We start from the raw sequence: 19,645 nt of genomic DNA, 5'->3' as shown, positions 1-19,645 counted from the left end.
GCCCGTTCCCAGCAGCTTCCTCACTGCTGGGAACGGGGAGTTCTTGGCGCCGGCCACGGCTAACGGCGCCGACGCGGAGCGCCGCGGACGGGCTTCGCCTTCACCTCCGGCGGCAGCGCCTCCAACCAGGCCCGAACCGCGTCGGCCTGGGACGTACGGCCTGACGCCGCGAAGCGCTCCCGGGCCTTCGCCGCCTCGGCCCTCGCCTCCACGCCCTGCCCTTCCTTCCACAGCGCGCGGGCGAGCGCGAAGCCGGACTCGCCCAGCGAGTCCTCCTGAGCCCCCGTGAAGGCCACCGCCTTGCGCAGGGGGACCAGTGCCTCGCGCGTGCGCCCGAGCCCCAGCAGCGCCTGCCCCACGCCGTCGTAGGAGTACTGGAGGTCCTCGTCGTCGGGGGCGAGCTGAGTGAGCTTCACCGACAGCGCGGCTTCGTAGACTTTCAGCGCCTCCTCGTGGCGGTCCAGCGCGAGCAGGCTCATGCCCTCCTCATCGAGCGCCTCCGCCAGCTTCAGATGGCTGGCGCCCAGCAGCTCGCGATGCAGCGCCACCGAGGCACGCGCGTGCTCCAGCGCCCGCGTGAATTGCCGCAGCTCCCGCAGCGCCATGGACAGGCCCTGGTGACGCCGCGCCACGTCCAGATGACGAGGCCCCACCGCCGCCTCCGTCTGCCGCAGCGCCTCCTCCATGACCCGCACGGCCTCCGCGAAGGCGCCGTCCTCCAGCAGCACGCGCCCCAGTGAGAAGGTCACCCGCGCGCGCTTGGGGTGTCCAGGTGGCAGCGCCTCCGTCAGCACCGCGGCGGCCTCCTCCAACAAGGCGCGGGCGTCCGCGGTCTTCCCCTGCATCAGCGCGAGGTTGGCCTCGTTCACCAGCAGGTCGCCCTTCAACACCGCGTCGCCGCCCAGCCGTTCGAGCGTCGCCTTCCCCAGCCGTGCCCACCGCGCGGCGTGCTCGAAGCGTTCGCGCTCCCCTTCGACATAGAGCAACTTGTTGAGAACCAGGACCTCCAGCCGGTCCGCCCGTCCCACCGTGGCGTCGTAGACGGCCAACTCCAGGATGCCCGCGCCCTTCTCCTTCTCGCCCAGCACGGCCTGGAGCCACCCCTGATGGAAGCGCAGCTCCGCCGTCAGCGGTGGATTGCGTGCGGCCAGCACCCGGGACTCCAGCGCATTCGCCGTCGCCAGCGCCTGGGGATGGCGGCTGGTGTCCACCAGCGCCTTCACCTCCGACAGCCCGCCCTCCAACGACTCCAGCTCCGCGCGCAGCACCGGGTCCGAGGGCCGGGGTTGCTGACCCGCCAGCGCCTCCACGTCCGCGCAGTCGTCGGGCGAGGGCAGCGCATACGCCGCATCCAGCGCCTTCTCCACGCCCGCCGCCTCCACGCGACCCAGCGCGTCCACCAGCGCGTGCAGGTCCTTGCGCCGCCGCTCCAGACAGACGACGCGCTGGGTGTACAGCGCCTCGGGTTGCACCTCGTGCACCCGCGTGGCCTCGCACGCCTCGGTGTGCTGCCGCGCCCAACTGCTCACGTAGCCATCCAGCACCTGCCCCACGCGCGCCGCCATGTCGCCCGCCAGGGGGCTCCCCGTGGCCGTGAAGACCGTGGACACGCGCGCCTTCGCCGCGGGCCCCCAACTGTTCGCCAAGAGCCCCTCCGCGCCCGCGCAGACGCGGGACTGCCACCACAGCGCGCCCCCCACCACGCCCACCAACGCCGCGGTGGCCACGGCCATGCCGCCCACCTTACGAGCCCTGGCGCGGTGCTGGTCCTGGGACAGCGCCTCCAACAAGGCCCCCATGGAGGGGAAGCGCGCGTCGGGCTCCAGCGACAACCCGCGCATCACCGCGCGGCTCACCCACGCGGGGACACGGGGCTCCGCGGGCGGCGCGTGGATGAGCGACGCCGCATCCAGGGAAGCGCCAGCGCGCAACGCCTTCGCGGCCCGCGAGAGTTCGTCCGGATCGAACGGACGCTGGTTGTAGAGCGCCCGGTACAGCGTCGCGCAGAAGCTGAACTGGTCCGAGCGCGCGTCCAACGCCTCGCCCCGGAACTGCTCGGGAGACATGAAGGGCGGCGTCCCCAGGACGACGCCCGTCTCGGTGAGCGGCTCGTTCAGCGGACGTGAAATCTCAGAGCACATGGGCACGCGCGCCACCGTGGGGTGCTCGTCCAGGGGCAGGTTGTCCACGGGGCGGGCCAGCCCGAAGTCGGTGACGCAGACACGGCCGTCACGGCCCACCAGCACGTTGGCGGGCTTGAAGTCCCGGTGCACCAGCCCCGCCGCGTGCGCGGCCTCGAGTCCACGCCCCGCTTGCAGGTACGTCGCCAGCACCTCGCGCCAGGAGCGGACCTTCTCCCGCCGCCAGTCCGCCAGCGTGCCGCCAGACACCAGCTCCATGGTGAAGAAGACCTGCCCGTCCCACGTGCCCACCTCGTAGATGGGGATGACGTTGGGATGGGAGACGCGCGCCATGGCCTGCGCCTCGCGCAACAACCGGACGCGCCCGCCCTCCTCGTCGAGGTGCCGCGCCTCGACGCTCAGCAGCTTGAGCGCCACCTTCCGGTCCAGGTCCGGGTCATAGGCCGCGTACACCGCGCCCATGCCGCCCTGCCCCAGCAGCTTCAGCGGGATGAAGCGGCCCACCCGCTGGCCCAGCGGACTGCGCGATGACGCCTGTCCCGGCGCCGCGCGCGCGGAGGAGGGCTCCGCCGTGTGCGGCGCGCCGTGCGCGTCCTCGGACACGACCTGCGTCGACAGCTCCGGCGAATCATCGGCACCCGAGCCCCGGTCATCGGTGTTGGCCATGGCGCGAGTGTACCGGGAAACGAGCCACTTCCTGCGCGGATGAAGGATTCACACGCAACCGCACATACACGCCGCCGATAATGGAATCAGGCGAATGCAGTCCGGACGGGGGTCCGCCATGACCGTGAATGACAACACCACGCTCAACTCAGTGCGTCAGGCACTCTCGAAGTTCCAATCGCTGACCCAACCCATCCAAGCCGCGCCCATCCCGAAGGACGCCCGGCCGCCCACCGAGCTGGCCCGTCCGGCGAGCGCTCCGGCTTCGCGTCCGGAACGCGACTCCTTCCAGGAGACGCGGCCCGCGCCCAAGGGCGTGCCCCGGCTCACGGTGCCGGACGCCACGGGCGTCAGTGAGCTTCCTTTCATGCGGGACCTGGCGCCCGAGAACGAAGCGGCGCAGGCCCAGGCGGACAAGGGATGGGCGCCCACCGCGTCCGTCATCGCGCAGAACTCGGACACGGGCTGCGGCGAGGCCACGCTGGCCTTCCTGAGCCGGGCGAGCCGCAGCGTGACGAAGGGCTCGCTGTGCGAGCAGCAGGAGCGAGCATCCGTCCGCGCGAGCACGGCGGCCGTCACCGGCCCCAGGTCCACGAGCGCGAAGGTGGAGGTGAACCTGGATGACGGCGCCACGCCGGAGGAGATGTCCACGGCGCTGGGCGGACTGGGCATCGAAATCACCGGCGGCTTCGCCGACTTCGGCGCGCACGCGACGAGCCAGGCGCTGAAGGCGGGCCAGTTCGGCATGGCGCTGGTGGACTCCAACGCCATCCTCAACGGCGCGCTCTCGCCCGAGCAGCGGCGCGACGGCCCCGGACAGCTCCACTGGGTCACCATCGACGGCATCAACAGCAACGGGACGGCGGACACGTCGGACGACCTGTTCCGCGTGAAGGACCCCGTCAACGGCGAGTACTGGGTGTCCGCTCGGGACTTGGAGAAGGCCGTCCAGTCCGCCCAGCAGCACCACGGCAGCGGCGGCATCTTCGCGCTGGAGAACCGGACCGACGTGGGCAGCACGTCGGAGCGCGACGCGCTGGCCCAGCTCAACCGCGAGCGCACGGCGTCCTTCGCGGACAAGAACGGCGTGGGCAGCAAGCGCCTCAGCCTGGGCGAGTCGAGCTGAGGCGCCTCCGCCAGCAGCCCGCGTCAGTAGGTGTAATAGACAGGCGGCGTGGTGCCGGTGAAGAAGTTGTAATAGGTGGCCACGTAGTTGGGGCGGTTGCCCACCTCGCCCGGCAACGGGCCACCCTTCGTGCCGTAGACGACCAGCGTGGCGCCGGCGTCCGTCTGGTCCAGCGAGCAGGACTGCACGTGCTGGGTCCCGTACATGACGGCGATTTCATGCGTGCGGACGATGCTGAGCGTCGCCGGGTCGATGTGGTTCACCTGACAGCGATTCATCGAGCTGCCGCTCATCGTGGGCTTGTAGGAGTAGGCCGTGGCCACGCCGTGGCTGTTGGCCAGGAGCGCGCGGTGCATGGTGCCGTACGACGTGCCCAGCGTCACACTGCCCGCGCCATAGGCACACGTGCTGGACGCGGCGCGCGTCACGACGAGCTCGTCGCGCGGCGGCATGGCACCGGGCACCGGCACCGCGGAGATGGTGAACGTGCAGCCTTGCGTGGTGCCCGTCACGAGCGTGGACGACTGCTGCGCCAGCGCCTCCTGCTCGACGGGCTCCTCGGGGGCGCCACAAGCAGCCAGGGACACGACAGCGCACAACCCAACGGCGGACTTGAAGACTTGCATGATGGGACTCCAGGACGGAGAGGATGGGGACGCGTCCCCACCTCCCCAAAAGCTGACAGAGTCCTTGTCCGCCATTCAACTGAAGCAAACTGCAACACATTGGCAGCGCAATTTCGCAGCGCGGCTCCCTGTCACAGCCTGGGTCCAGTTCAACCGCGTATGCCTTGACTCAGTAGGCGAAGAAGACAGGCGCCGTCGTGCTGGTGAAGAAGTCGTAGTAGGTGGCGACGTAGTTGTTGCCGCTGCCCGTCTCACCGTAGATGCGGCCATTCTTCGTCCCGTAGACGACGAGCGTCGCGCCGCCGTCCGTCTGGTCCAGGTGGCAGCTATTGATGTTGCCCGAGCCCAGGAACACCGCGATGCCCGAGCTGCGGACCACCGCCAGGGTCTCCGGGTCGATTTGCCGCACGCCGCAGGAGACGGGTGAGCTGCCGCTGGGCGAGTACTTGCCGGTGTACGTCACCGCGATGCCGAAGCTGTTCGCCAGGAGCGCGCGGGCGGGGAAGAGGTAGGAGCCCGAGTCCAGCGTCACGGTCGCCTCCGGCCAGGGACACGTGGCGGACGCCGCGCGCGTCAGCGACACGTTGTACCGCGGCGGCACGGTGCCCGGGAGGGTCGCGGCGTTGATGGAGTACGTGCAGCCCTGCGTGGTGCCGGTGGTCAGCGCGGCGTCCTGCTGCGCCAGCGCCTCCTCCCCAGCGGACTCCTCGGGGGCACCGCAGGCGGCCAGGGACACGGCGGCGCAAAACCAGACGACGGACTTGAAGACTTGCATGGAGAGGCTCCAGTTCGAAGGGGATGGGGATTCAACCCCATCCCTTTCAGAACCCGACAGACTTTCTGTCTGTCATTCAACTGGAGCAGATTGCCATGCAAGTGCATTGCAATTTCGCAGCGCTACTCCTTCTCGATATCCCGGTCCCAGAGCTGGACGCGGGTGTCTTCGTCCGTCAGGCGCCGGGTGAGCTCGGCGGCGATGGCGACGGAGCGGTGCTTGCCGCCGGTGCAGCCCAGGGCCACCGTGAGGTACGCCTTCCCCTCCTTCTGGTAGCGGGGGAAGAGGAAGCGGCAGAGGTCCACGACCTTGTCGAGGAACTGCTGCGTCTCCTCGCGGTCCAGCACGTAGGCGGCCACCTTCGGCACCTTGCCCGTCAGTCCCTTCAGCTCCGGGACGAAGTACGGGTTGGGCAGGAAGCGCACGTCCAGCACGAGGTCCGCCTGCGGCGGCACGCCGTAGCGGTAGCCGAAGGACATCAGGGACAGGCTGGGGCCGGCGGCGGGCTCCGGGCTGAAGCGGGCCTGCACCATGCGCTTCAAGTCGTGCACGTTGAGCGTGGACGAGTCGATGACCTGGTCGGCCAGCTCGCGCAAGTCCCTCAGCGCCTGACGCTCCGCCTTGATGCCCTCGGCGACGGTGCCGTTGGGCGCCAGCGGGTGGCGGCGGCGCGTCTCGCTGAAGCGGCGGATGAGGCTGTCATCGCTGGAGTCCAGGAAGAGGACCTCCACCTGGTGCCCGGCGCGGCGGACCTCCGCGAGGATGCGCGGCGCGTCCTTGAGGAAGACGCCCTCGCGGACGTCCACCACCAACGCCATGCGCTCGAAGTGCCCACCGCCCGCCAGCTCCGTGAGCTTGGGCAGCAGCAGCACCGGCAGGTTGTCGATGCAGAAGAAGCCGGAATCCTCCAGCGCGCGGATGGCAGTGGACTTTCCGGAGCCGGACATGCCGGTGATGATGACGATCTGTTTCGCGGGGGCGGTCACTCGACCTCTTCTCCCAGGGTGCGGCGCATCGCCCCTTCGGCGATGGCCCGATTGAGCCGCTCGGCGAACTCTCTCGCCGAGTGGTGTCCCTGTAGCTTTAGCAACTGGTTGCGGGCTGCGACTTCAATGATGGTCGCCATGTTGCGGCCCGGACGAACGGGCACCACCGACAGGGGGATGTCCACCCCCACAATCTGCAGGTGCCGGTCCTCGACGCCCAGCCGGTCATACTCCTGGTGGGGGTCCCACTCCTGGAGCTCGATGACCAGCTCGATTTTCTTTTGTTCGCGGACCGCGGCGACGCCGAACAGGTCCTTGATGTTGATGATGCCCAGGCCGCGAATCTCCATGTGATGTTTGATGACGGGGTTGCCAGCACCGTAGACGGCCCCCTTGCGGCGGGTGACGTCCACGATGTCGTCCGCCACCAGGCGGTGGGCCCGCATCACCAGGTCCAGGGCAATCTCACTCTTGCCGATGCCACTCTTGCCCAGCAGCAAGATGCCCACGCCGAACACATCCATCAACACCCCGTGAAGGCTGCTGGACTCGGTGAGGGCCTCTTCCAGGAAGGTCTGCACCCGCATGATGAACTCGCTGGACAAGAGCGGCGTCTTCATCAGCGCCAGGCCCGCGCCTTCACACGCGGAGACGAGGGCCTGGGGAATCTCCAGGTCCTTGGTCACCACCACGCACGCGAGCTCCTCTTCGGAGAAGAGCTGCGCCAGCGCCTCGACCTGACGCTGCTCCGGCAGGGTGGCCAGGTACGAAATTTCCGTGTTGCCGAAGACCTGCACCCGGTGCGGATGGAGGTGCTCGGTGAAGCCCGCCAGCGCCAGCCCCGGCTTCTGGATGCGCGAGGACACCACGGTCCGCGGCAACCCGGTCCGGCCGGCGACGAGCACCAGCCGCAGGTCGTAGTCGTGGTCCTCGAGGAGCTGGGAGATGCGGATGGATTTCATCGTCAGCCCGTGGATATCACCGGTGGGCCCCTTTGCGGGGACCGCCTTCCTTGGCGTCTCAACGATAGGGAGGGCCAGCGGGAGGCCCAGGGCTTCGGGCAGGCAACGGAAGCCCACCGAACCCATTCCCCAGGCCCGCAGTGGCTGCTAAGCCGGAAATCATGTCCGACTGTCTCTTCTGCAAGATTCGCGACGGGCTCATCCCCGCCAAGGTCGTCTACCGCGACGACGAGTGCCTGGCGTTCGAGGACATCAACCCCCAGGCGCCCACCCACGTGCTGTTCATCCCCCGCAAGCACATCGCGACGGTGAACGACATCTCGCCGGAGGACCGGACCGTCGTGGGCCACCTCTTCACCGCCGCCGCCAAGGTGGCCGAGGAGCGCGGCCACGCGGCCCCGAGCAGTGGCTACCGGTTGGTGATGAACACCCACGCCCACGCTGGCCAGACGGTGTTCCACATCCACCTGCACCTGCTGGCGGGACGCCCGCTCGGCTGGCCGCCGGGCTAGGACGTCCCGGGCTCACTCCGCGGCGGGCTCGGCGGTGACGGGGGCGGAGGGGCCGGAAGAGGCCTCCACGTCCTTCACGCTCGCCGCCGGCCCGGTGCCTCGGCGGAGCACGTGCAGCACGCTGCTCTTCTCGTCCGTCCAGGTGAAGTCCGGCTCGCTCCGCAGGCCCAGCCTGCGCACGCGCGAGGTGGCCTGCGTGAAGGTGGGCCCCCAGGAGAACTCGCGGTCCGGGCTCAGCACCATCCAGTTGCTGCGAAGCGCGTCGCCTTTCGTTTCGTTGACGACCAGGGCCGCGTGCAGCCCCAGCGCCCGCGCGTGCGACAGCGTCAGCGGCACCAGGTCCAGGTGGACGTTGCTGATGTGCATCACCAGCACGCCGTGCGGCGCCAGGTGCGCGCGGTAGAGCGCCACGGCCTCCCGCGTGAGCAGGTGCACTGGCACGGCGTCCGAGGAGAAGGTGTCCAGCGCGAGCACGTCGAAGCCTCGCACCCCTGCCTCCAGCTCCCGCTCCAGGGAGATGCGCGCGTCCCCCTCCACCAGCTCCACCTTCGCGGGCGTGTCTCGCAGGTAGGAGAAGTAGCCGCCCTCCCCTCGCGCCAGGGCGATGACCGCGGGGTCGATTTCGTAGAAGCGGCCGGTGTCCCCGGCCTGGAGCAGCGCCGCGCTCGTGCCGATGCCCAGCCCCAACACGCCCACGTTCAGCCCCGGCGGCTGGCCCAGGGCCTCGCGCAGGCGGCGTTGCTCGGCGATGGCGAGGCCCAGTCCCGCCTCCGGCGTGTAGTACGTGGTGGCCACGGACTTTCGCTCCGGCGCCACGTGCTGGAAGCCGTGGGTGATGGCGCCGTGGAGCAGGCTGAAGCGGTGGTGCTCCGGGTCCCCCACGCTCTGCTCCATCACCCGGACGACACCGAAGAAGTTGCGCGAGGCGAAGCGCGCGCGGCCCTGCTCGCGGGCCATGGTGTACGTGAGGTGTCCGGCCACCAGCAGCAACATGGCGCCGCGAAGGACTTGCTGCAGCCGCTGCGTCCGCGTCGCGTCTTCCCCCGCCTGCTTCGCCATGCCCGCCAGCGCCACGACGCAGCAGGCGCCCAGGGCCAGCGGGTACTCCCAATAGGCCGTGAAGAGCGCGGGCGCGAGCACGCTGATGAGCAGCCCGCCCAGCACGCCGCCCACGGAGACCCACAGGTAGAAGGCGCTGAGGTACCGGGGCGCGGGACGCAGCCGGTACAGCTCGCCGTGGCACACCATGCTTCCGGCGAAGAGCGCCCCTGAGTAGGCCACGAGCTGGAGCACCAGCGAGGACTGGGGCCCTTGCGTCTGCGCGTGCGCCACGCCCGCTCCCGAGGCGATGAGCAGCACGGCGTAGACGGTGCGCGAGTAGAAGGACTCCCGCGAGAAGGCGAGGATGAAGGTCAGCAGGTACACGGCCAGCGGCAGCACCCAGAGGAAGGGCCCCGCGGCCACGTCCTGGGTGAGCTGGTTCGTCGTCGCCAGCAGCAGCACCGAGGCGCAGGTGCTCAGCCCCAGCCACTTCATCGTGGCGCGCACCGTGGGGGGCGCTCCCGAGGCGAAGCTCTCGCCGCGTCCGGCGTCTTCCGTCACGGGCGTGGCGGTGACGGGCGTGGCCGCCGTGGCGGGCGCGGGCGCCTCCGCGGGCTGCTTCATCACCTCCAGCGCGCACACCGCGCAGGCGCCGGCGAAGAAGACGAAGCCCACGCTCCATGCCCAGGCCTGCGCGCCGCGCCCCACCCAGGGCTCGAGGAGGAACGGGTAGCCCAGGAGCGCCAGCAGCGAGCCCGCGTTGGACAACGCATACAGGGGATAGGGCGAGCGGCCCGGCCGCGCACGGGCGAACCAGGACTGCAGCAGCGGGCCGGTGGTGCTGAGCACGAAGAAGGGCAAGCCAATGGTGGCCGCGAGCATCGCCAGCAAGCGGGGCACGGCGAACGCGGTGCCCTCCGGCCGCCACTCGGGCCCCGGCGCCACCGGTGAGCCCGACAGCAGCGCGCGGGCGCCCAGCACCGCCACCGCCACCGCGAGCAGGCCCAGGTGGACGCGCGCCTGGGTGCGGGGCGCCAGCCGGGATGCGAGCCCATGCGAGTACGCGTAGCCGCCCAGCAGCACCGCCTGGAAGAACAGCATGCACGCCGTCCACACCCCCGGCGTTCCGCCGTACCACGGCAGCGAGTAGCGCCCCACCAGGGGTTGCACGCCGAACAGGAGGAAAGCGCTGGCGAAGATGGCGATGGCGTAGCGAGACATGGCGTGGCTTCAGGCTTTCGCGCTCGGCGGGTCCGGTCAACTCTCCGGCGCCGGGAGGTGAAGAAGGTTTTCGCTCAGCGCGGCGGCGCTCGCGGCGCGAAGAGCCGGGCGCCCGACGGAGCGAGCGCGGTCTCCATGGGCAGGCCGTAGAGCGTCTCCAAGGCATCGCGCTCCAGCACCTCGACCGAGGGGCCCCGCGCGAGCACGCGCCCGTCGCGCAGCAGCAACACGTGGGTGGCGAAGGCCGCGGCCAGATTCACGTCGTGCAGCACCGCCACCGCCCCCAGGCCCGCGTCGACGCGCGCGCGCACGCGGTCCAACGCCCCCACCTGGTGGGCCACGTCCAGGAAGGCCGTGGGCTCGTCGAGCAGGAGCAGCTCGGGCCGCTGCACCAGCCCCCGAGCCAGCATCAACATGCGGCGCTCGCCGCCCGACAGCGCCTCGGCGGACCGCTCCGCCAGGTGCGCGATGCCGAGCTCCGACATCACCTCGTGCGCCAGCGCCACGTCTCCCGCGGACGGCAGGCCCCACAAGCCCAGGTGCGGGCTGCGGCCCATCAGCACCAGCTCCAGGCCACTGAAGCCCTCGGCGGACTCGAACGTCTGCGGCACCCAGGCGACCTTCTGCGCCAACGCGCGCGGCGCCCAGTCGCCTCGCGCTTGCCCCAGGAGACGGACCTCGCCGCGCGTCCACGGCCCCATGCCGAGCACCGCGCGCAGCAGCGTGCTCTTTCCCGTGCCGTTGGGGCCCAGCACCGCCCACAGCTCGCCGGGACGTACCTCGCACTCCACCCCATGCAGGATGGGGCGCGTCCCGTAGCCCGCGACCAGCGCCCGGGTGGAGAGCAGCGGCTCCACGGACTAGTACAGCTCCTTCTGCTTCTGCAGCAGGTAGCGCTTCATCGCGCGCACCTTGCGCAGGGCCTCCGGGTCGTCCGTGGTGCCCGCGGCCTCCACTTCGCTCTTCACCTCGGCGTACCGCGTGCACCAGAGCCCCAGCACCACGCACGAGTGCTCGGAGTTGAGCTTGTTGAAGAGCGCGTTCGTCTCGCGCCACTCCTTCTCCAGCGTGGTGAGCGTCCGGTTCCGGGCGGCTCGCACCTTGCGGACGACCGAGCGCTTCGCGGACGTGTCCGTGCCTGGAGGCGCATCCAGCGGCGCGAGGAAGGAGTCGTCGAGCCCGTCATCCTCCGGAGGCTGCGTGCCCTTCGGAGCGGAGGCCTCGGCCCCCGGGGCCGAGGGCGCGGTGGCGCCTGGAGACTTCGCGTCCGCCTGGGCGGGACTCCCCGTGCCGGCGGGAGGCGGTGCCGAGGGCTCACCCGTGCCGGGCTCACCCTTCGCGTTCGCGCCGTCGGCCGCGAGCGCCGGCTTCGTGGGGGTGATGGGCTCGGCGGGCGGCGGCCCTTCCCGTGGCGTCTGACCTGTCACGAGGCTGAGCACCTGCGCGCGCAGCTCGGGAGGGCCGAGGAAGAACGCCCCTCCCGCGGCCACCGCGAGGAGCAGCAGGGTCAACACGGCGAACAAAGGCCCCTTGCCACGCCGCGCGGGAGGCTCGGGCATCGTCGTGCGGCGGGTGTCTTCCTTGGCGAGGCGCTCGGCCGAACGCGTCTCCGGCCGCACGGGCATCGTCGTGCGGCGGGTCTCCTCGCTCGCGGGGATGGAGACGCGGACATCCTCGTCCTCATCATCCTCCTCGGCCGGCTCGACGGGCGCGGGAGCGGGGCGTACCGCGGAGACCGAACCCGTCCTCCGAGCCCCGGCGGACGTCATGCCTGGCGAAGACGTTCGCGCGCGGCGTGATTGCGTCTTGGGACGCGAGACGCCAGACCGCTCGTCGTCGTCGTCGGCGCTCCCTTCGTCACTCAAGAGCCCGGCGTCCAACACCACTCGGGGATGCGTGTCGTCGTGGCGGGTGACGCGCGGGTCGGTGTCGCTGTAGTGCGAGACGCGAGGTTGCGTGTCGTCGTTTCGCTCGGTCCGCGACGGGCGGTGGATGCGCGGGTGCGTGTCCACGTCAGCGATGTTCGCCACCGGGGCTTCGTGGCCCACGTCGTCGGTGGAGAGGACGGGCATGTCCGCGGAGGACTCGGCGGCGTGAGCCTCGTGCTCGGCTTCGTCGCCCTGGGCGGAGGGTTCAGCTTCGGAGAAAGCGGCGGCCTCTTCGTCCGGCGAGAGAGCCTGTCCGCCGTGCGCGGGCGTCGCGTCCGCGAGGGGCGCGTCGTCGTGTGGGGCCGTCCAAGCGGGGACGGCCGGCACGCCACGGGGGCTCTGTGAAGCGGCGGGCGTCGCCACCGAGGAGGTCGACCGGGAAGGTGTCGCTCCGGACGGCGGGGACACGGCGGCCATCATCCCGGAGCTCGACCTCGGCGAGGCAGCGCCGATGGAGGGCACGGCCCGCGAAGGGGTAGCACCGGGCGGCGGCGGCGGCGCGGCGGGAATCACGGCGGAGGCCGTTCGCGACGGCGTTCCGCTGGAAGCAGGCACCGCGGGCATCCCTTGGGATGAGAGGCTTCGCGACGGGAATCCCTCTGCCTGCGGCACCGCCGCCACCCCTGGCGATGACAGGCGTCGCGATGCACCGTCATCCGAAGAGGGCGTCAACGAGCCGCGTGAAGAGCCTTCTGCCTGCGATGCTGCCGCCATCGATGAGAGGCTTCGCGACGCACCGTCCGTCGACGAGCCGCGTGGAAAGCCCTCTGCCTGCGATGCTTCCGCCATCGATGAGGGGCTGCGAGCTGCACCGTCCGTCGATGCGCCGCGTGAAAAGCCCTCTGCCTGCGATGCTCCCGACATCGATGAGTGGCTTTGCGATGCACCGTCCGTCGACGCGCCGTGCGAGAAGTCCTCTGCGTGCGACGCCGCCTCACTGTCCACGGGCGACGACGCGTCGTGCTGCATCTCCAGCTCAGGTGCTGGAGGCGCGGGCAGGGCCGCCATCATGGTCGCGGACGTTCGAGGCAGCGTCATCCCCGAAGCGGGCAACACATCGGCGTCCAGCTCGGCTGAATCCTCCGCGGGCGCATCCGCGTCATTCGCCCAGGAGGCCACCTCGACCGAAGGCTCGCTGTCCGCCCCAACCGCATCGGAGGCAGCAGCCTGCTCCTCGAAGTCCTCTTCCTCGAACGAAGCGTCGTCGTCCGACTCCGACCATCGCGGCGCTGTCGAGTCCCCGTGAGCGGCGGAGGCCGTGGACTGCGAAGCACCTGCATCGACCGCGGGAGCAGGCACCGACACCGCCGGCATCACCACCACGCCGGTGCGAGGAAACGACCCGCCACCCGTCTGTGGCTCTGGCCCCGACTCCTGCACCGCGCGGGCATTCGCCAGAGCGGCGGGCGGACGCGGCGGCACCGCGGGCGTCGGCGCTCCAATAGAAGGCGCCCCCAGCTCCTCATGCCGCGCCGACGACGCACCACTCCGCGGCGCCCAGATTTTGGGATCCGTCGAATCAGCGGGGCGCGACTCGGTCTCGGATGATTCGCCCAGGCTCGGCAGCGCCAGCTCGGTGGGCCGCAGGTGCGGCGGCAACAGCGCTCGCGCGGCGGCCACGCCCGGCGGCACCGCCTCCGGCGGCATCACCGTCATCTGGACTTCCCGCGTCAGCGCGGGCGCGCGGGGCAGCACCCCTGGCCTGGCAGCCTCGGAACGCGAGAAGGCCTCGGGCTCCACCTCCACGGACGGGGCCGTGTCCTGACGCACGCCCCGTGCCCGCGCCTCTTCCTCCAGTTCCTCGATGGGGAACCCGGGACGCGTGGACTCGTCGATGGGCACGCCAGGACGCGTCTCTCCGTCCGACACCGGCCCGCCGCCATCGCGGCTGCGCGGCGTGGGGAAGAACGACAGCGGCTCCACCGGACCGTCCAGGCGGATGGTCTTCGCCGGCAGCATCGCGTGCGCCATCTTCGGCGCCAGCGGGTCATCCGGCATCGAGGCCAGGGCCCGGACCTCTTCCGTGGACAACCGGGGCACGTCCTTGAGGCTCGCGAGCAGCCGGCGCTCGGACTGGAAGTCCGACGAGAAGAGCTCGCGCATGAAGCGGCTGACGCTCTCCGGACCCGCGCTCGCGTCAATCTCCATCAGGCAGGACTGAAGCCGCCCGCGGAACTCCTCCGCCGTCTGGAAGCGCTGCGACGGATCCACCGCCAGCGCCTTGGCCACCAGCGCCGTCACCGCGGGCGGCGTGAGCGGCTCCACCTGGTCCAACGGCGCGATGCGCGGATTCGCCACCAGGGACATCAGCTCGCCCGGGTGGACCCCATCGAAGGGGTTCTTCCCGCAGATGAGCTCGTAGAGACACAAGCCCACCGCGTACAGGTCGCTCCGGCGGTCCACCGGCTGGTGCCGCGCCTGCTCCGGCGACATGTAGAGGAACTTCCCCAGGATGATGCTGGGGTTCGTCTTCGCCGCCGACAGCCGGCTCTTCGCGAGCCCGAAGTCGATGACCTTCACCTCCCCTTCGTAGGAGATGAGGATGTTCTGCGGCGAGATGTCCCGGTGGACGAGCTTCAGGTCCTCCCCGTCGTCGTCCTTCTTGCGGTGCGCATAGGCCAGCGCGTCCAGCACGCGGCCCATGGTGTAGAGGATGAACGTGACGGGCAGCGGCACCTGCCGGTCCCTGACGCGCGCGGCCACCTTGCGCAGGTCCTTGCCGTCCACGTGTTCGAGCGCCATGTAGGCCTCGTCCTCGTGGAGCCCCATGTCCAGCACCTGGGCGATGGAGCCATGGCTCAGGCGGACCAGGGTGCGCGCCTCGCCCACGAAGCGCTCGACGAACTCCGTGTCCGCGGCGAGCTGCGGGAGGATTTTCTTGATGACGCAGAGCTTCTCGAAGCCCTGCGCTCCCTCCAGGCGCGCGAGGTAGATCTCTCCCATGCCCCCCGTCGCCAGATGCGACAGGAGCGTGTACCGACCAAAGGGCTGGGGCCGGAAGGGTCTCAACCGGGCGGGTTGGCTCGACGAGTTCATGCGGTGCGGGGGTTCACCACGACGGGGTCCGTATTGAACCCTTTCCCGGTACGTCGCAGCAACCCGTCAACCGGCCGCGAGGGTTTCAGCGCAGCCCCGGGTTGGTCAACTGGCCGACATCCTCCTCGATGACCTCGAAGGCCGCCACCTTGTCCTTCGGGGGGCGGAGGAGACGCTCGCCCAGCGGCTGGACGTCGAAGCGGGCGCCCACCGTGGCCAGGACCTTGCCGGTGATGAGCACCTGGCCCGGGCTGGCCGTCCCGGCGAGCCAGCTCGCGACGCTAACGCCCTCTCCCACCACGGTGTAGTCGGAGCGCGACTCGGCGCCGATCATCCCCACCAGGGCCCGCGTGCTGTGCAACGCAATGCGCAATTCGCAGCGCTCATCCAGGGGCCGGCGGCTCATGGCCCGCTCCCAGTCCGCCCGCAGGGCCAGCGCCGCGCGGACGGCCTGCACGGAGTCCTCGCCCTTCGCGTACGGGACACCGAAGAGGGCCCGCAGGGATTCACCCCGGAAGCCCTCCACCGTCGCCTCGAAGCTGTAGACGATGCCACTCATCCGCGCGTGGAAGTCATTGAGCATCTGCGTGGCCCGCGCCGCGCCAATGCGCATGGCCAGCACGGAGAAGCCCACCAGCTCCGCGTGAAGGATGGTGAGGTTGCGTTCTTCCAGCCCGGGCAGCTTTCCGCCCTGGCGCTGGGCCTCGGCGGCGCGGCGCTCGGCCACGTCGGGCGGGTGGAAGCGCTCCAGGTCGCGGCGCAGCCGGTCCGCCACGGTGCCCGTCTCGCGCGGCGCGAACTTCTGCACGCCGGTGGCCACCAGGTGCGCCACCGCGGTGCAGGCATCCAGCATCACCTCCACGCTGGAGTCGCCCTTGGCGGAGGTGTTGACGTAGAGCACGCCCGCGTACGGCGGCTCGGTGCCAATGGGAATGCACAGCACCCGGTCCACGCCGTAGAGGATGACGCTCTCGCGGCTCGCGAAGCGGCGGTCATCGCGCACGTCGCCCACGGCGATGGCGCGCCCCTGGCGCAGGGACTCCTCGACGATGGCGTCCGAGACAGGGACCTCGCCCTGGGCCAGCCGCCCTCGGTGGCGCACGGCGGCGGGCACCAGCGCGCCCACGGAGTGCCGGAGCAGCACCACCGCGGTGGTCGCCTCCGTGCGCTCCAGCAGCCGGTCCATGGTGGTGTCCAGGAAGGACGACAGCGTGGTGGCCGACGAGAGCGCCTCCGCGATGCGGAACAACAGCACCAGCGTCTCCTGCCCCACGCGCGGGCTCGCCGCGGGCAGCGGCGCGGACGTGGCCGAGGAGAAGCTGTCGTCGAAGGAGACGGGCCCCACGTTGTCCAGGAGCCGCAGGACGTCGGCGTCCCTCACGTTCTTCGCCAGCAGCACGGAGCCGCCCACGTCCTGACCATGCCCGAAGCGCACGACGCCGCCCGCGCTCAGGTCCACCATCTCCGTGGCCGCGTTCTCCACGGTGTTGGGTTGGCGGACGGACAGCGTGTTCTCGCCCAGCGCGACCGAGTCGCCAGCGACGAGCTGCTTCGAACCCTGCAAGGGCGCGCCGTTGATGCGGCTGCCGTTGCGGCTGCCCAGGTCTTCGATTCGCAGCACGTCGCCGTCGACGTACAGCCGTGCATGACGGCGCGACACGAGGTCGCCGCCCAGGACGATGTCGTTCTCGTCCGCACGGCCGAGGCTCGTCACGCCCTCAGGCAGATCGTACGACGTATCGAAGTAGCCGGGCCCGTTGATGATGATCTGCCACATCGAATGCCGGACCTTACACGAGTCTCCCGCGCGTTGAGAGAAGGAGACTGCGACTCAGTACGGGTTGGCGGCCACCCGGCGCTTGGAGGGCCCCCCGCACCGCGTCATTTCACCGGCGGTATGAACGAACCCGGAACGCTCGCTCAGCGCGGGCGGCGGAGGAACAGGGACGCTCCCCGCCGCACCACCTGGAAGGTGGCGAGCGGACGCGTCGCGGGGCCATTCAGCACCTGCCCGTCCTGGCTGAAGCGGGAGCCATGGCAGGGGCACTCCATCACCCTGTCCTCGGGCACCCAATCCACGGCGCAGTCACCGTGCGTGCAGATGCGCCACAGCGCGGCGTAACAGCCCTGTGACGTGTGGACGATGACCACGTCCAGCAGCGCCTGGGGGATGCGCACCGCCGCGGCGCCTCCAGGGACCTGGAGCGCCGGATGGTCCGCCAGGGGAACTTCCACCCAGCCGTCCTCGGGCCCACCAGGGACCGGGGCGTCATCACACGACGCGCCCGGCCCTCCCGCGTCGGGAGGGTCGAGCACGATGGCTTCCCGCCACCCGTCGCCGCACCCCGTCCCGAGCACCGCCAAGGCACAGGTGCCCTCGAGCAGCGTTCGGAGCGCGGCGCGGCGGTCCACCTCCCCCTTCAGCGACAGGGGACATGGCCGTGGCGGGAGCCCTTTCACGGGGTGGCGCTTCCCAGGGACACGCCGTTCACCACCGCGACGGCGTCCAGGTCGAAGCCCCCGGACGTACCGCCGTAGCGGTTGTTCCCCGCGTCGACGATGCGCACGTACCGCGCGCGGCTCAGGCCCACCGTCGCCAGGTCGAAGCCGTCACCGCCCGCCACCGCCGGATCCGTGGCGCTGATGCCGTTGGCCGGATTGGCGAAGACGGGGGCGACGCCCGCGCACCCCGGATAGCCGCCCGCCGCGTCAGTGGTTGCGCACGGGAACGCGAACCAGGTGACGCCGTCGTCGCTCACGGAGACGATGCCCCTCTCCGAATACACGTTCGGTCCGCCCGCGATGTGGAAGGGGTTCTCGAACACGAGCAGGTCCACGCCCGGCCCATCCACCACGGCGATGTCGGTGAAGCGCAGGACGATGCTGCCGCCACGGCCCAGTGAGAGCACATCCAGCGAGCCGGTGTCCGCTCCCAATCCCGAGGGAGGTCCGAGCACGACGTCCGGGAAGCGGTCCTGCCCGAAACCCGCGCTGGGGCCGGGGGTGAAGGAGACGACCTCGTCGGCGTACGGGTCCGCGGGCTTCAGTCCGGCGTCGGGCTCCAACGTCGTGGAGCCATCCGGCTGACCGGCGTCGTCTTGCACCGGGTCCGTGCCCGCGTCCTCGTCGACGATGGAGGCCCCGTCACCGCAGGCAGCGGTGCCTAGGAGCACGGCGAGCGCCGTGCCCCAAGGGAAGCGCTGGCCGAGACGACGGCTCACTGCGCCTCCTGGATGCGCACCAGCCGCTGGCCGTTCTTGTCCTCGATGGCCACCAGCAGGTCAGGGCCCATGTTGGACAACTGCTTCACGGAGGTGCACTGGTCCGCGAACGTCAGCACCGGCGTCCGCTCGCCAATGGCGACCTCGGACGGCTCGCCGCCCAGGGACAGGGCGTAGCGCGACACGTCGGTCGAGACGAAGGCCCAGTTCTCGTCGTAACCACCGCGCTTGACGACGACACCGTTGCCGAAGCCAGAGGTCGCGTTGAAGTCACTGCCCACGACAACCTCCGGCTGCGTCCCCAGGTCGACGGGCGTGCCGCTGCTCAGCGCCGCCGTCAGCACCACGGGCGCCACCACGCGGCCCTTGTTGGAGTAGTCCACGCTGCTGGAGTAGCCCAGGAAGGCGATGCCGTTGTCGGCCACCGCGGTGAAGCCGCTGGCCCCCGCCTCGCCCGCCGGGAACTGCGCCAACCGCGCCGTCTGGAAAGGCTCCTCGGAAGTCACCAGGCCATAGATGCCCATGCCGTCCGTCGTGGACTCCAGCGAGAAGCCGTTGACGAGCACCATGCGGGTCGCGCCCGAGACGAAGGACGCCGCGCTGTAGTTGGCCTGCGACGAGAGGTAGGAAGACGATGCGGGAGTGGCGAGGTCGTACATCGCCACCGAACCCGGCGCGCCCGTCGCGGACGTGGTGTAGCCCGCGAAGAGGCGCTGGCCGTCATTCACCAGGTAGCCGTTCGAGAACACCGTCGCCGTGCCTGCGCGGTCCGCGGGGGAGACGACGTCGAAGAGCTTCGTGCCGTCCGTCTGCAACTCGGGCCAGATGCCCAGCGAGAACATGCCGAGGTCGACACCCATGCTGCTGCCACGCACCGCGTAGACCGTGTAGACGGGACCCGGCGACGTCGCGAGCGCGAGCACGTCTTCCGGAAGCGCCGCGGAGCCAGCCGCCACGAAGCTCGCCCCGAGCTGAAGCGTACCGAGCACGGGGTCGTGGGTCGCCACCTCGCACGGGAGCCCCGTGCCCGCGTCAGGCTCAGGCTCGGTGCCCGCGTCCGGCTCCGTGCCCGCGTCCGGCTCGGTACCCGCATCCGGCTCCGTGCCCGCGTCGGGCTCCGGCTCCGTGCCGGAATCCGGCTCGGGCTCCGTGCCCGCGTCCTCCTCCGGGACCTGCTGGATGGGCCGCGTCTCACACTTCTCCGCGACGCACGACCACTGCTGGCCCTCAGGCGCGGCGCCGTTCTCACTGCGGCAGTCGAAGGCGTCCACGCACTCGGAGCCGCAGCCCGTGGTGGCGACCGCCAGCACGAGGCTGGCCGTGGCGAACATCAGGGACTTCGAGCGGGCGCCCACACGCTTCACATCGGCGTACTTCATCGGTGTCCTCACTCCCTCTTCCGCC

General features: G+C 70.6%; 14 protein-coding genes. 2 read left to right on the top strand and 12 right to left on the bottom strand.

What is annotated here, in order from left to right; genetic code table 11:
- Positions 1-59: 59 nt before the first annotated feature.
- Positions 60-2,807, bottom strand: a complete 2,748-nt coding sequence (locus A176_RS40845) for a serine/threonine-protein kinase (protein WP_002633234.1) — start codon at positions 2,805-2,807, stop codon at positions 60-62.
- Positions 2,808-2,925: 118 nt separating this feature from the next.
- Between A176_RS40845 and A176_RS01565 the strand changes: the two genes are divergently transcribed.
- Positions 2,926-3,933, top strand: a complete 1,008-nt coding sequence (locus tag A176_RS01565) for a hypothetical protein (protein ID WP_002633235.1) — start codon at positions 2,926-2,928, stop codon at positions 3,931-3,933.
- A 23-nt stretch (positions 3,934-3,956) separates the two neighbouring features.
- On the opposite strand, the gene A176_RS01560 is transcribed toward A176_RS01565, so the two are convergent.
- From A176_RS01560 to hprK, 4 genes are all read right to left on the bottom strand, one after another.
- Positions 3,957-4,559 (bottom strand): hypothetical protein, encoded by a 603-nt coding sequence (locus A176_RS01560; protein WP_002633236.1) that lies wholly within the window; start codon positions 4,557-4,559, stop codon positions 3,957-3,959.
- A gap of 169 nt (positions 4,560-4,728) precedes the next feature.
- Entirely contained in the window at positions 4,729-5,334 is a 606-nt protein-coding gene (locus A176_RS01555; RefSeq protein ID WP_002633237.1) for a hypothetical protein, read from the bottom strand.
- 122 nt (positions 5,335-5,456) lie between these two features.
- The gene (gene rapZ / locus A176_RS01550) at positions 5,457-6,320 is read right to left on the bottom strand and encodes an RNase adapter RapZ (RefSeq protein ID WP_002633238.1); all 864 of its coding nucleotides are present in this window, start codon (positions 6,318-6,320) and stop codon (positions 5,457-5,459) included.
- Complete coding sequence (gene hprK / locus A176_RS01545; RefSeq protein WP_044890515.1) at positions 6,317-7,282, bottom strand: HPr(Ser) kinase/phosphatase; 966 nt, start codon at positions 7,280-7,282, stop codon at positions 6,317-6,319. The genes rapZ and hprK overlap by 4 nt, the downstream gene beginning before the upstream one ends.
- Before the next feature lie 161 nt (positions 7,283-7,443).
- Between hprK and A176_RS01540 the strand changes: the two genes are divergently transcribed.
- Positions 7,444-7,794 (top strand): histidine triad nucleotide-binding protein, encoded by a 351-nt coding sequence (locus A176_RS01540; RefSeq protein ID WP_002633240.1) that lies wholly within the window; start codon positions 7,444-7,446, stop codon positions 7,792-7,794.
- Between the two features lie 12 nt (positions 7,795-7,806).
- Here the strand turns inward: A176_RS01540 and A176_RS01535 are convergent, their stop codons facing one another.
- From A176_RS01535 to A176_RS01505, 7 genes are all read right to left on the bottom strand, one after another.
- Complete coding sequence (locus A176_RS01535) at positions 7,807-10,056, bottom strand: fused MFS/spermidine synthase (protein WP_002633241.1); 2,250 nt, start codon at positions 10,054-10,056, stop codon at positions 7,807-7,809.
- Positions 10,057-10,130: 74 nt separating this feature from the next.
- Positions 10,131-10,913, bottom strand: a complete 783-nt coding sequence (locus A176_RS01530; RefSeq protein WP_002633242.1) for an ABC transporter ATP-binding protein — start codon at positions 10,911-10,913, stop codon at positions 10,131-10,133.
- Positions 10,914-10,916: 3 nt separating this feature from the next.
- Complete coding sequence (locus A176_RS37575) at positions 10,917-14,927, bottom strand: protein kinase domain-containing protein (protein WP_002633243.1); 4,011 nt, start codon at positions 14,925-14,927, stop codon at positions 10,917-10,919.
- 178 nt (positions 14,928-15,105) lie between these two features.
- On the bottom strand, positions 15,106-16,797 hold the full coding sequence (locus tag A176_RS01520; RefSeq protein ID WP_002633245.1) for an FHA domain-containing protein: 1,692 nt from the start codon (positions 16,795-16,797) through the stop codon (positions 15,106-15,108).
- Positions 16,798-16,940: 143 nt separating this feature from the next.
- The gene (locus A176_RS01515) at positions 16,941-17,432 is read right to left on the bottom strand and encodes a QcrA and Rieske domain-containing protein (RefSeq protein WP_002633246.1); all 492 of its coding nucleotides are present in this window, start codon (positions 17,430-17,432) and stop codon (positions 16,941-16,943) included.
- Positions 17,433-17,476: 44 nt separating this feature from the next.
- Positions 17,477-18,241 (bottom strand): hypothetical protein, encoded by a 765-nt coding sequence (locus tag A176_RS01510; RefSeq protein ID WP_002633247.1) that lies wholly within the window; start codon positions 18,239-18,241, stop codon positions 17,477-17,479.
- A complete protein-coding gene (locus A176_RS01505) occupies positions 18,238-19,620 on the bottom strand; it encodes a hypothetical protein (protein WP_021781423.1) in 1,383 nt (460 codons plus the stop codon). The genes A176_RS01510 and A176_RS01505 overlap by 4 nt, the downstream gene beginning before the upstream one ends.
- Positions 19,621-19,645: the final 25 nt, after the last annotated feature.

This window comes from Myxococcus hansupus (assembly GCF_000280925.3).
Taxonomy (GTDB): Bacteria; Myxococcota; Myxococcia; order Myxococcales; family Myxococcaceae; genus Myxococcus; species Myxococcus hansupus.
The sequence above is the reverse complement of the archived record's forward strand: the minus strand, read 5'-3'. Positions and strand labels throughout refer to the sequence as shown.